The 12653-nt window shown below is 67.0% G+C and carries 14 protein-coding genes; 2 read left to right on the top strand and 12 right to left on the bottom strand.

Features of this window, described 5'->3' with window-relative positions; all coding sequences use genetic code 11:
* The 6 genes from KK7_RS0112245 to KK7_RS21900 form a co-directional block, all read right to left on the bottom strand.
* Positions 1 to 308 (bottom strand): hypothetical protein (locus tag KK7_RS0112245; protein WP_010544940.1); only part of this gene is annotated, 308 nt, incomplete at its 3' end.
* A gap of 12 nt (positions 309 to 320) precedes the next feature.
* Complete coding sequence (locus KK7_RS0112240) at positions 321 to 1781, bottom strand: NAD(P)(+) transhydrogenase (Re/Si-specific) subunit beta (RefSeq protein WP_010544939.1); 1461 nt, start codon at positions 1779 to 1781, stop codon at positions 321 to 323.
* Between the two features lie 2 nt (positions 1782 to 1783).
* A complete protein-coding gene (locus KK7_RS0112235; RefSeq protein ID WP_010544938.1) occupies positions 1784 to 2077 on the bottom strand; it encodes a proton-translocating transhydrogenase family protein in 294 nt (97 codons plus the stop codon).
* Between the two features lie 2 nt (positions 2078 to 2079).
* Positions 2080 to 2802 carry a hypothetical protein gene (locus KK7_RS0112230; protein WP_040598511.1) on the bottom strand — a complete coding sequence of 241 codons (723 nt, stop codon included), beginning with the start codon at positions 2800 to 2802 and terminating at the stop codon, positions 2080 to 2082.
* A 5-nt stretch (positions 2803 to 2807) separates the two neighbouring features.
* The gene (locus tag KK7_RS0112225) at positions 2808 to 3929 is read right to left on the bottom strand and encodes an NAD(P) transhydrogenase subunit alpha (protein ID WP_029623238.1); all 1122 of its coding nucleotides are present in this window, start codon (positions 3927 to 3929) and stop codon (positions 2808 to 2810) included.
* A 1-nt stretch (position 3930) separates the two neighbouring features.
* Positions 3931 to 4068, bottom strand: a complete 138-nt coding sequence (locus tag KK7_RS21900; protein WP_083836083.1) for an aa3-type cytochrome c oxidase subunit IV — start codon at positions 4066 to 4068, stop codon at positions 3931 to 3933.
* Between the two features lie 161 nt (positions 4069 to 4229).
* Between KK7_RS21900 and KK7_RS0112215 the strand changes: the two genes are divergently transcribed.
* Positions 4230 to 5657, top strand: coding sequence for a sigma-54-dependent transcriptional regulator (locus tag KK7_RS0112215; protein ID WP_010544935.1), 1428 nt, complete (start codon positions 4230 to 4232; stop codon positions 5655 to 5657).
* Here the strand turns inward: KK7_RS0112215 and folP are convergent.
* The 4 genes from folP to KK7_RS0112195 all read right to left on the bottom strand — a co-directional run bounded on the left by folP (position 5642) and on the right by KK7_RS0112195 (position 9825).
* A complete protein-coding gene (folP, locus tag KK7_RS0112210; RefSeq protein WP_029623236.1) occupies positions 5642 to 6739 on the bottom strand; it encodes a dihydropteroate synthase in 1098 nt (365 codons plus the stop codon). The genes KK7_RS0112215 and folP overlap by 16 nt on opposite strands.
* An 88-nt stretch (positions 6740 to 6827) precedes the next feature.
* A complete protein-coding gene (locus KK7_RS0112205) occupies positions 6828 to 7958 on the bottom strand; it encodes a site-specific DNA-methyltransferase (protein ID WP_010544933.1) in 1131 nt (376 codons plus the stop codon).
* Between the two features lie 251 nt (positions 7959 to 8209).
* Positions 8210 to 8779, bottom strand: a complete 570-nt coding sequence (locus KK7_RS0112200) for a hypothetical protein (RefSeq protein WP_010544932.1) — start codon at positions 8777 to 8779, stop codon at positions 8210 to 8212.
* 98 nt (positions 8780 to 8877) lie between these two features.
* On the bottom strand, positions 8878 to 9825 hold the full coding sequence (locus tag KK7_RS0112195; RefSeq protein ID WP_010544931.1) for an isoaspartyl peptidase/L-asparaginase family protein: 948 nt from the start codon (positions 9823 to 9825) through the stop codon (positions 8878 to 8880).
* A gap of 158 nt (positions 9826 to 9983) precedes the next feature.
* Here KK7_RS0112195 and ispG point away from each other — a divergent pair, with 158 nt between their 5' ends.
* Entirely contained in the window at positions 9984 to 11108 is a 1125-nt protein-coding gene (gene ispG / locus KK7_RS0112190) for a flavodoxin-dependent (E)-4-hydroxy-3-methylbut-2-enyl-diphosphate synthase (RefSeq protein ID WP_029623234.1), read from the top strand.
* Positions 11109 to 11201: 93 nt separating this feature from the next.
* On the opposite strand, the gene KK7_RS0112185 is transcribed toward ispG, so the two are convergent.
* Positions 11202 to 11720 (bottom strand): hypothetical protein, encoded by a 519-nt coding sequence (locus KK7_RS0112185; protein WP_010544929.1) that lies wholly within the window; start codon positions 11718 to 11720, stop codon positions 11202 to 11204.
* 27 nt (positions 11721 to 11747) lie between these two features.
* Positions 11748 to 12617 (bottom strand): 3-hydroxyacyl-CoA dehydrogenase NAD-binding domain-containing protein, encoded by an 870-nt coding sequence (locus KK7_RS0112180; protein WP_010544928.1) that lies wholly within the window; start codon positions 12615 to 12617, stop codon positions 11748 to 11750.
* Positions 12618 to 12653 lie beyond the last annotated feature (36 nt).

The raw sequence follows: 12653 nt of genomic DNA, 5'->3' as shown, positions 1-12653 counted from the left end.
GCCAGCAGCGCGAATACCCGCGCCTCCTGCGCCCCCAGGCGGAGGTAGAAGGCCCCGCGCTTGTAGGGATGGAGCGTCGCGCGGGTCGCGGCCGTCACCAGCACCGCGACCAGCGCGATCGTCAGCCCCTGGGTCACGATCGCCGGCAGCAGCACCGCCGCCGGTTCGTTAGACGTGTCCGGCGCGATCGCGATTCGCAACAGGCCGATCGCGAAGATGCCAGCGAGGTAGAGGATCGACCATATCAGCACCGAAAGCGGGTGCTGCCGCAGCAGGCGGAACGCCCCGCCCAGTATCGATCCGATCACCCCATCCCCCGATCAGTCCAGCGACTTGACGATTTCTTCCACCATCTTCTTAGCATCGGCGAGCAGCATCATCGTGTTGTCGCGGTAGAAAACCTCGTTGTCGACGCCGGCATAGCCCACCCCGCCCATGCTGCGCTTGACGAACAGCACGGTCTTGGCCTTCTCCACGTCGAGCACCGGCATGCCGTAGATCGGCGAGGACTTGTCGGTCTTGGCGGCAGGGTTGGTCACGTCGTTGGCGCCGATCACGAAGGCGACGTCGGTCTGGGCAAACTCCGAGTTGATGTCCTCCAGCTCGAACACCTCGTCATAGGGCACATTGGCCTCGGCGAGCAGCACGTTCATGTGGCCCGGCATGCGGCCCGCGACCGGATGGATCGCGTATTTCACCCGAACGCCGTGCGCCTTCAGCTTGTCGGCCATCTCGCGCAGCACATGCTGGGCCTGCGCCACCGCCATGCCGTAGCCGGGGACGATGATCACCTGCTCGGCCTGGCTCATGAGGAACGCCGCGTCCTCGGCGCTGCCGCGCTTCCACGGCCGGTCGACCGCTGCGGCGGCACCCGCGCCGCCGCCCGAATCGCCGCCGAAGCCGCCGGCGATCACGCTGATGAAGCTGCGGTTCATCGCCTTGCACATGATGTAGCTGAGGATCGCGCCCGAGCTGCCGACCAGCGCGCCGGTGATGATCATCGCGGAGTTGTGCAGCGTGAAGCCCATCGCCGCCGCCGCCCAGCCGGAATAGCTGTTCAGCATCGATACCACCACCGGCATGTCCGCGCCGCCGATGGGAATGATCAGCAGGAAGCCGATGACGAAGCTCAGCACCGTGATCGTCCAGAACACCCAAGGCGCCTGATCCTGCACGAAATAGCCGATCAGCCCCAGGATCGCGGCGAGCAGCCCCAAATTGATCACGTGACGCGCCGGCAGCAGGATCGGCTTGCCGCCCATATTGCCGTTGAGCTTGAGGAAGGCGATCACCGAACCCGAGAAGGTGATCGCGCCGATCGCGACGCCCAGCCCCATCTCGATGCGGCTGACCGGGTGGATCGATTCGAACGGCGCACCGATCAGCGGGATCACCAGATCGGCGATGCCGAACGCGGCGGGGTTGAGGAACGCGGCGCAGGCGACCAGCACGGCGGCCAGGCCGACCAGCGAGTGGAAGGCGGCGACCAACTGCGGCATCGCCGTCATCGGGATGCGCCGCGCGGTGACGATACCGATCACCGCACCGATCACGATCGCGGCGAGGATCTCGCCTGCAACCAGGGGATCGATGGCGAAGCCGGCTCCGCCGGTCTTGGCCTGCGGGAAGTGGGTGACGAGCGTGGTGACGACCGCGATGGTCATGCCGATCATGCCCAGGCGATTACCCCGCTGGCTGGTACTCGGGCTGGAAAGCCCGCGCAGCGCCAGGATGAAGCAGACGCCGGCGACGAGATAGGCGAGAGGTGCGAAGGTCTCCATGCTCAGCGTGCCTTCTTCTTGTACATCGCAAGCATGCGCGCGGTCACCGCGAAGCCCCCGAAGATGTTGATGCTGGCCAGCACCACCGCGAGCAGGCCCAGCCACTTGGCGGTCTCGCCCGCGCTGCCGACGCTGCCGGCCGCGCTGGCGATCAGCGCACCGACGATGATGACGGAGGAAATGGCGTTGGTCACCGCCATCAGCGGCGTGTGCAGGGCCGGGGTGACCGACCAGACGACATAATAGCCGACGAAACACGCAAGCACGAAGACCGACAGGATCGAGATGAAGTCCATGATTAGTATACCGCCTCCTTCGGATCTTGCACGATAGAGATCACGAGCATCCCGTCCTCGTCCTTGCGATAGATGAACTCACCTCTCATAAAGCGTACCGTTTGCTCAGCTGGCCCCGGATGCATCTTCGCCCCTCGCGATAGACAGTACGCATTATTGGCGTCGATGCAGAATGTTAGCTCGCCATGCACGTATCGGATCGAAAACTTCTTGCTTGCGTCCGCCGCACGGAGTTCCTCTGGACCAAGCGTTCGCGGCCGGATGGGCGCAATTGCGCGAATGTCATCGCTCTGGATGTGACCGGCAGTTTCCCCGTTCCAGTAAACTGGTACGCTGCTGGTATACCACCCATCAAACGCGCCATCACCATCACGATCGATCAGGCAAATCGGCGACTTTCCTCCGCCGAGCAGCCCAACCGTTACGGTTCGCGTCAACTGGCAGGCAATCAGCTTCTTACTGTTCGCAAGGGACAGTAGCTCGTCACCGCCGATGACGAAAGGCGTGCCCGGAAGCGTCAGCGACCTGTCCAGTACAACGGCTGCTGCCGGTAGCGCCTTTCCCCACAACCAGGGATCACTCTTCCTGACCTTGATGGTACGATCGGCGGGGCGATCTGGCAGCAATAGCGTGGAAAAGGTGTACCGTGTCGCACCTTCCTTTTTCTGGTCAAACTCTGCGTCGGGAACGGCGTAGAAAAGCAACGCGGTGGCGATCGCACCCACCGGTGTCACGACAACAGCCTCTCGTGCACCACCTTGCCGCCCTGGGTTACCCGCACGGCATTGCCGATCTCCTCATCGAGCACCGGCTTGCCGGCATCCTTGTCCCAGAAGGCCGAGAGGAAGTTGAACAGGTTGCGCGCGAACAGCGCCGAGCTGTCCGTGGCCAGCCGGCTCGGCACGTTGCGATGGCCGATGATCTTGACGCCGTGACGCTCGACGATCTCGCCGGGCACCGATCCCTCGACATTGCCGCCCTGCTCCACCGCCAGATCCACGATCACGCTTCCGCTACGCATCGTCGCGATCTGCGTGTCGCTGATCAGCCGCGGCGCCGCCCGGCCGGGGATCAGTGCGGTGGTGATGACGATGTCCTGCTTGGCGATGTGCGCCGACACCAGTTCCGCTTGCGCGGCCTTGTAGGCGTCGCTCATCTCGGTCGCATAGCCGCCCGAGCCTTCGCCCTCGATGCCGGCGACATTCTCGACGAAGATCGGCTTGGCGCCGAGCGACAGAATCTGCTCCTTGGTAGCCGAGCGGACGTCGGTGGCGGAGACCTGCGCGCCGAGCCGCCGCGCGGTGGCGATCGCCTGGAGCCCCGCGACGCCGACGCCCATCACGAACACCTTGGCAGCGCTCACCGTGCCGGCCGCGGTCATCATCATCGGGAAGGCGCGGTCATATTCGGCCGCCGCGTCGAGCACCGCCTTGTAGCCGGCGAGATTCGACTGCGAGGACAGGATGTCCATCGACTGTGCACGCGTGATGCGCGGCATGAACTCCATCGCCAGCGCCTCGATCCCGAGCGCCGCATAGCGATCGATTCGCGCCCGCTCACCGAACGGATTGAGTCCGGCGACCAGCCACGCGCCCGGTTTCAGCCCGGAAAGGCTGTCCGGATCGGGCCCCTGCACCGCCAGGATGATGTCGGCATCGGCCAGAACCTCGGCGCGCGACGCCACCGTGGCGCCCACCTCCCGATAGGAATCATCGCCATAGGAGGCGGCAAGACCCGCCCCGGCTTCCACCGCGACGAAAGCCTTCAGACTCATGAATTTCTTGACGGTCTCCGGCGTAGCCGCGACACGTCGTTCGGCAAAAGCCGCCTCTTTCAACAGCGCGATCTTCACGTCAGCGCGCGATCAGGAAGACGACGAAAGCAGCGATGAGGAACACAGCCACCGTGCCCCACTTCATCAGCGCAGTGAAACCCTGAAAGGTTTCGGTATGGGCCTGGATCTCGCCGGCGTTTTCACCCGTTTCAGCCATGGAAGTGCTCCTCTCCTAAGGTGCCGGATGTCTTATACCGCTGCTTCGGCTCCTCTCAACCCCGCCAGCCCAAGAACTGGTTCTTCCCGGCTTAAGCCGAACTTTACGCATCTGCTCTAATCGATGCGGCTCGAAACGGGACATCTGGGACTGGAGTCGGCATGACGCGCAACGGGCAACGCCTTCTGTTGCTTATCGATTCGGAGCCGGCGCAGCGTCGTCTGGTCGCCGCGATCGCCTCGCGTAGAAGCTGGCGGACGCTGTTCGCGGAGGATGCGGCCGGCGCACTCGCCACGCTCGGCACGCCGGACGGTCTCGCGGTGGACGCCATCATCCTCGACGACCCCGCCTCCGACGACGAGGCGACGGCGCTGATCGCGGAGCTGCGCGCCCGACGCCCGCATCTGCCCATTCTCGTGCTCGCCGCCAACGGATCGGTCGCCGCCGCGGTCGATGCGATGCGCGCCGGTGCCAGCGACTTTCTGGTCAAGCCGATCGCCTCCGAACGCCTGCTCGCCGCGCTGGATAGCGCGATGGGCGGCAGCAGCGCCGGCGAACTCCGTCCGCTCACCGAGAAGCTCACCGCCAATCTCGGCTTCTCCGAAATCGTCGGCTCCGCGCCGCAATTCCGCGCAGCATTGGCCGTCGCCGCCAAGGCCGCCCGTGCCCGCGTGCCGGTGCTGGTCGAGGGCGAAACCGGCGTCGGCAAGCATGTGGTGGCAGAGGCGATCCACGGTGCCTCGCCCCGCGCGCGCAAGGACCTGGTCTGCGTCAATTGCGGGTCGATCTCCGCCAACCTCGTCGAATCCGAACTGTTCGGCCATGAGGAAGGTGCCTTCACCGGCGCGTTCGAGCGCAAGATCGGCAAGCTGCAGGAGGCCGACGGCAGCACCATCTTCCTCGACGAGGTCAGCGAGATGCCGCTCGAGGCGCAGGTGAAATTGCTGCGTATGCTGCAGACCGGCGAGATACAGCCGCTGGGCGCCCGCCATCCCCGCGAAGTCGATGTCCGGGTGATCGCCGCCAGCAACGTGCCGCTGATCGGCGAGGTGGAAGCAGGCCGCTTCCGCGAGGACCTGTATTACCGGCTGAACGTCGTCCAGGTGACGATCCCGCCCTTGCGCGAGCGTGCCGGCGACATCCCCGCGCTGATCCGCCACCTGCTCGCCCGCATCGGCGAACAGCCCGGGCTGCGCTCGCTGGGGATCAGCGACGATGCGCTCCAGTTGCTGACCGCCTATGACTGGCCGGGCAACGTCCGCCAGCTGCAGAACGTGCTGTTCCGCGCCGCCGTGCTCTGCGACGAGGAAGGCCTGAGCCGCGACGATTTCCCGCAGATCGCCCAGCTGGCTTCGGGCCGGCCGGCGACGAGTGCGCCGGTGGCGGGCCATTCTGGCGCAGCGGGCATCACCCTGTTCCGCCCCGACGGCAACCTGCGCCCGCTGGAGGAAATCGAGGCCGACGTCATTCGCCTCGCCATTGGCCATTATCGCGGGCGCATGACCGAAGTCGCCCGCCGCCTCGGCATCGGCCGCTCGACGCTGTACCGCAAGCTCGGCGAACTGGGGATCGATCAGAGCGCGGCGTGAGGCGCGGTGAGCGCGGCATCCTGCAGGCCGCGCCACACCCGCAGTGCCTGGACGCTCTCGAACGCGTCGTGGACGCGCAGCAGCTGCACGCCCAGGCTAACGCCCTTCAACGCCAGCGCCAGCGATCCGCCCAGCCGTGCTTCCGCCGGCGCCTCGTTGGCGAGCGCGCCGACGATCCGCTTGCGGCTCGCCCCCAGCAGGATCGGGCAGCCGATGCCGTGGAACAGCGCGAGGCCGTTCATCAGCGCGAGATTGTCCGCCAGCGACTTGCCGAAGCCGATGCCGGGATCGATCACGATACGCGATCGGTCGACGCCGGCCGCCACCACCGCCGCCACGCGCGCTTCCAGCCAGTCGTACACTTCGATCAGCGGATCGGCATACCCGCCCTTCCCCTTCGCGCCCTGCTTGGGGTCGGCCGCGTGCATCAGCACCACCGGACAGCCCGCGCGCACCACCACCTCCAGCGCGCGATCATCGTAGAGCAGCGCCGACACGTCGTTGACGAGATGCGCGCCGGCGGCGAGCGCCGCCTCCATCACCGCGGCCTTGCGCGTGTCGATCGAGATCGCCGCGCCGCTCGCCGCCAGCCGTTCGATCACCGGCACGACGCGGGCGATCTCGTCACCTTCCCACACCGTCTCCGCGCCCGGCCGGGTGGATTCGCCGCCGACGTCGAGGATCGCCGCGCCGGCGATCCCCATGTCGACACCGGCCTGGGCGGCCGCCGCCGCATCACCCAGATGCTTGCCGCCGTCGGAGAAGCTGTCCGGCGTCATGTTGAGGATCGCCATCACCTGCGGCTGATCGAACCGCAGCGTGCGGGCGCCGAGGGTCAGCGGCGCGCGGGGGGCGGTGATGCGCGCGGCGATGGGCGCAAGGCGGGGATCGGCTTCGGCCTCGGCGATGGAGACGGCGCGCTGGAGAACCCGCCGACCATTCTCCACCGCGATCAGCTCATAGCCGGAGAACCACAGCAACCCTCCCGCCAGCCGCGCGACCTCGCCGTCGCAGCCGACCGGCGTGTCGACGAACTGGATCGGGCGTAGATACAAGCGGGCAGTAACGGGAAGGTCTAGCATCCGGCCGTGCTACCGACGTGACGCTCGGAATCAAAGCGCGACCCTCGAAAGCTGCACTCCCCTCCCGCAAGCGGGAGGGGGATTTGGTTCATGGCTGGGTCGCGAGCAGATAGGTCTGGCGCAGCGCGTCGATCGGCTTCAGCGCGCCCTGATCCTCGTAATGCCAGAACGTCCAGCCGTTGCAGCTCGGCGCGCCCTGCAGCGTGGCACCCAGCTTGTGGATCGATCCCGCCTGCCCCTCACAGCTGAGCGAACCATCGGCGCCAACGGTAGCCCGCCAGCGCGACTTGTGGTCGCTGAGCACGGTGCCGGGCGCCAGATAGCCGTTCTCGACCAGCTGGCCGAACGCCACGCGCGGCGCGGCCTTGGGGGCCTGCATCGTCTGCAGCGCGCTCTCGTCGAGCGGCAGCGCCGCGGCGATGCGCTCCAGCGCCGCTTCCACGTACACGCCCTCGCGATCGATGCCGATCCAGCGCCGGCCGAGGCGCTTGGCCACCGCGCCGGTCGTGCCGGTGCCGAAGAACGGATCGAGCACCACGTCGCCCGGCTTGGTGCAGGACAGCAGCACGCGGTACAGCAGCGCCTCGGGCTTCTGCGTCGGGTGGACCTTGGTGCCGTTCTTCTTCAGCCGCTCCTGCCCGCTGCAGATCGGGAATTCCCAGTCGCTGCGCATCTGCAGTTCGTCGTTGAGCGTCTTCATCGAGCGATAGTTGAAGGTGTAGCGCGACTTCTCGCCCTTCGACGCCCAAATCAGCGTTTCGTGCGCGTTGGTGAACCGCGTGCCCTTGAAGTTGGGCATCGGGTTGGCCTTGCGCCAGATGATGTCGTTGAGGATCCAGAAACCCAGATCCTGGATCGCCGAGCCGACCTTGAAGATGTTGTGATAGCTGCCGATCACCCAGATCGTGCCGTCGTCCTTCAGGATGCGCCGCGCCTGCGCCAGCCATTCGCGGGTGAACTTGTCATAGGCAGCCAGGCTGTCGAACTTGTCCCACTCGTCGGTCACCGCGTCGACATGGCTGCCGTCGGGGCGATTGAGGTCGCCGCCCAGCTGCAGGTTGTAGGGCGGATCCGCGAAGATCATGTCGATCGACTTGTCGGGCAGCCCGCGCATCGCCTCGATGCAGTCCTGGCGCAGGATCGTGTCCAGCGGCAGCACGGCCGGCGCCTGCTTCGCGACGCGCGCACCTGCCCGTTTGACCTTCTCCAGCACGCCCATGAATCATTGCCCCTTCGCTCAAAAGGCATCCCTATTCGGGGCCGAGCGACTCCTCCGTCAAGAGGGGGGATCGCCGGGTGGTGACCTCCGGCAGACCGCTGGAGCGGCGGAACATTTCGGCACCCGCCATATCTTGAGTCAAGAAGTTATCCACAGGCCCAAGCGCTGGTGGGTGTGGCCGAAAAGACTCAGTTTCTCGCCCTCGAAAATTTTCCCGGCCTGTGGATAAGCTGGAACGTTCCGCAAACGATTCAGCCGATCGCAACGGCCTCGCCGCCGCCGGCGACGCTCGCCGCGAGCCGGGCACGGGCCTGGACGAACAGCCCCATTTCGTAGAGCGCCTGGGCCTCCCGACCGAACCATTCGGCCTCGCCGCCGAATCGGATACGCGCCGCGACGCACAGCGCCACCCGCACCTCGCAGGACGTGCCCGCCGCGAGGATCGCGGTGCGCAGCGCCTTGCGGCTGGGCTTGGGGCCGAGCATGTCGGAGGGGAGCCGCGTGCCGATCGCGCGGGCACGCCACAGGCCGATCTCGCCCAGATCGGCATAGTCGCTCGCCAGCGCCGGATCGCGCAGCGTCTCGAGAAAGGCAACGTGCAGCGGATGCGCGGGGTCGGCGAGCAGGGCATCGTCGTCCAAGCGGAAGCGGATCGCGCCCATGCCCCGCGATTCGGCATAGCGGACCATCGCCGCCATCTCGTGGAAACTGGCCGGTCCCACGATCGCCTCGCGGAGCAGTTCGGCCAGCACCGGGTCATAGCGCGTCGCCGGCTGGAACGCCCCCGCCGACGCCCGCACGATGCTGCCCAGATATGCCATGCCCGTTTCCTCCCGCTACACTCCCCTCATTGTAGGACGGCGAGCGGCGGCGGCGGTGCGCTAGGCAAAATTTGCCGGGTGGACGGCAGGCAGAGCGATCAGTCGACCACGTCCTCGTAGATCGCGACACGGCGGACACCGTCGGCCGAGAGCTTCCCGCGGTACATGCCGGGCGTGGTGAAGCACCAGTCGAGCTCGCCCGTCGGCGCCGCGAGGATCACACCGCCCACGCCGCCCATCGCCTTCACATCGGCCATCACCACCTCGGCTGCCTGTTTGGCGGTTTCGCCGGTGAAGCGCATCCGCGCGCAGATCTCGTGCGCCACGCCCTCGCGGATGAAGAACTCGCCGGAGCCGGTGGCGGAAACCGCGCAGGCGCGATCGTCGGCATAGGTGCCCGCACCGATCAGCGGCGAATCGCCCACCCGCCCCCAGCGCTTGCCGGTAAGCCCGCCGGTGGACGTGGCGGCGGCGACATGCCCTGCCGCGTCCATCGCCACCGCGCCGACCGTGCCGTACTTCATGTCGACATCGAAGCCGCCGTGCGTCGCGTCCGCCTTCATCCAGTCGAGTTGCTGCCGGCGCTCCTCGGTGCCGAACCAGACATTGTCCACCTGCTCCAGCCCCTGGTCGCGCGCGAATGCGTCCGCGCCGGCACCGGCGAGCAGCACGTGGCGGCTCTTCTCCATCACCGCGCGGGCAAGCGCCACGGGATGCCGCGTCGTCGTCGAAGCCGCCACGGCACCGGCCGCGCGGCCACTACCGTCCATGATCGCGGCGTCGAGCGTGTGGCCGCCCTCCCAGGTGAACACCGATCCGCGGCCCGCGTTGAAATGGGGATCGTCCTCCAGCACTTGCACCGCTGCCTGCACCGCTTCGACCGCCGAGCCGCCCGCCGCCAGCACCGCCGCACCCGCATCGAGCGCGGCGTTGAGCCCGGTCTCGGCCCCCGCCTCCTGCGCTGCCGACAGCATGCCGCGCCGCATGCTGCCGGAACCACCATGGATCATCAGCGTCCAGCGCGGCTTGGTGGCTTGGGTCGACATGGGGCAGGCTCCGAAGGACAGGATGGGTGCGTCCCTACCAGATCGGGCCGATCGGCCAAGGGATCGCCATGTGAGATAATATTTCTCCCCCGCCAGCCCGGGGAACCAGCTGCGCATCCCCGCTAGCCGCGGCCCCTCGATGCGCCTATATGGCGGCCATGTCCGTACGACCCTGGCGCGATATCGTCCGGCGGCAAAGCCGTCAGATCATGGTGGGCAACGTGCCCGTTGGCGGCGACGCCCCGGTGACGGTGCAGACCATGACCAACACCGCCACCTCCGACGTGAAGGCGACGATCGACCAGATCCGCCGCTGCGAGGAAGCCGGCGCGGACATCATCCGCGTCTCCTGCCCCGACGTGGAGAGCACGACCGCGCTCAAGCAGATCGTCCGCGCCGCGCGCGTGCCGATCGTCGCGGACATTCATTTTCACTACAAGCGCGCGCTGGAAGCCGCCGACGCGGGTGCGGCCTGCCTGCGCATCAACCCCGGCAATATCGGCTCGGCCGACCGGGTGAACGAAGTGGTCAACGCCGCCAAGGCCAATGGCGCCGCGATCCGCATCGGCGTGAATGCCGGCAGCCTCGAAAAGGACCTGCTCGAAAAATACGGCGAGCCCTGCCCGGAGGCGCTGGTCGAATCCGCGCTCGACCATATCAAGCTGCTCCAGGACCGCGACTTCCACGAATTCAAGGTCGCGGTGAAAGCGAGCGACGTGTTCCTGGCGGTCGCCGCCTATCAGCAGCTGGCCGACGCGGTCGACTGCCCGCTGCACCTCGGCATCACCGAAGCGGGCGGGTTCGTCGGCGGCACGGTCAAGTCGGCGATCGGCATCGGCTCGCTGCTCTGGTTCGGCATCGGCGACACCATCCGGGTAAGTCTTTCGGCCGAGCCCGAGGAGGAAATCCGCGTCGGCTTCGAGATCCTCAAGGCGCTGGGCATCCGCAATCGGGGCGTTCGCGTCGTCTCCTGCCCCAGCTGCGCGCGCCAGGGCTTCGACGTGATCCGCACCGTGCAGGCGCTGGAGGAACGGCTCCAGCACATCCGCACGCCGCTGTCGCTCTCGGTGCTCGGCTGCGTGGTCAACGGCCCGGGCGAAGCGCGGGAGACCGATATCGGCCTCACCGGCGGCGGCAACGGCAAGCACATGGTCTATCTCTCGGGCCTGACCGACCACACGGTCGAGGATGCCGACATGCTCGATCACATCGTAAAGCTGGTCGAGGCCAAGGCAGCGGAGATAGAAGCCGCGAACGCGGAACCGGCGCAAGCGGCGGAGTGACCCCCGAACCCAATGCCGCGCTGATCGACGCGCGTGCGCTGGTGACAGCGCTGTTCGTAGTGCGACTGGCGCCACCCTGACGGAGCGGGGCTTCTAGCCGCGACCGCCCCCGTCCTCACGACGCCAGGAGAACCACCTTCTCGGCCGAAACAATCGTTCCGCTTGGCCAGTGGAAATTGCGAGGGCATAGGCGATGTCCGCCACCGAGATTTCTGGCCGAGCACGGCGTAAGTCGTGCGCCGTGTCGACCAACGCCGGACTGCGCGGGTCCAGGAAGCAGGCGACCTGGCCGGCTTCGCGCTCGAGTCGAAGCACCTGCTCGAAGCGAAGGAAATCCTCTGGCCATTGCGATAGCGCGAGAATTGCGTGCATCTCGTCGCCGCTGAGGCGGCGTAGGCAGTAATTGTCGTGAATGCGCGATTCCTGCGCGATCATCCAATGCTGCCCGCACTGGTTGCACGTGGCGGCGTGTAACCACCATTGCTCGCCGCCATGATCCTTCACCGTATCGAGGGTCGCCAGGATCCGGGCGTCCAGATCCTCTGAATGCCCCATGCCGACGATGGCGAGATCGTCTAAGGCCGCGCAGCAGCAGCTTCGCTCGTTCTCCACGGCTCCTCCACGCGGCATTGGCCGCCCTCACCGCGTCGGCACAGGCTCCGCGCCGGTATAGTCGTAGAAGCCGCGCTTGGTCTTGCGGCCGTACCAGCCGGCTTCCACATACTTCACCAGCAGCGGCGCCGGGCGGAACTTGGGGTCGCCGGTGCCTTCGAAGAGCACGCGGGTGATCTCCAGGCAGGTGTCCAGCCCGATGAAATCGGCGAGCGTGAACGGCCCCATCGGGTGGTTGAGGCCCAGCTGGCAGGCGGCGTCGATGTCGGGAATGGTCGCCACGCCCTCGCCCAGCGCGAAGCAGGCCTCGTTGAGCATCGGCATCAGCACGCGGTTGACGATGAAGCCCGGCGCGTCGTTGGCATGGACGATCCGCTTGCCCAGCGACTGGCCGAACGCCTCTACCCCGCCCACCGTCGCATCGCTGGTGGCGAGGCCGCGGATGAGCTCGATCAGCCCCATCACCGGTACGGGATTGAAGAAGTGCACGCCCATGAAGCGGGCGGCATCGGGCGCCGCCTGGGCGAGGCGCGTGATCGGGATCGACGAGGTGTTGCTGGCGAGGATCGCCTCCGCGCCCAGCACCTTGCCGACCGTCTCGAAGATCTGGCGCTTGATCGCCTCCCGCTCGGTCGCGGCCTCGATCACAAGATCGCAAGGGCCCATGGCGGCGAGATCACTGATCGGGGTGATTCGGCCCAGCGCCGCCTCGGCATCGGCGGCGGTGATCTTTTCCTTCTCCACCGCCCGGGCAAGCTGCTTGGCGATGCCTGCCTTGCCGGCATCGGCGCGGGCCTGGTCGACGTCGGAGAGCAGCACGGCATAGCCCGCCTGCGCCGACACCTGGGCGATCCCCGCCCCCATCTGGCCCGCACCGATCACGCCTACCGTCTTCATGTCCGTCTCCTGATTGCTTTGGCAAGCTCCTACCGT

Origin of the sequence: Sphingomonas elodea ATCC 31461, assembly GCF_000226955.1 — a bacterium.
In the GTDB taxonomy this organism is placed as follows: Bacteria; Pseudomonadota; Alphaproteobacteria; order Sphingomonadales; family Sphingomonadaceae; genus Sphingomonas; species Sphingomonas elodea.
The sequence above is the reverse complement of the archived record's forward strand: the minus strand, read 5'-3'. Positions and strand labels throughout refer to the sequence as shown.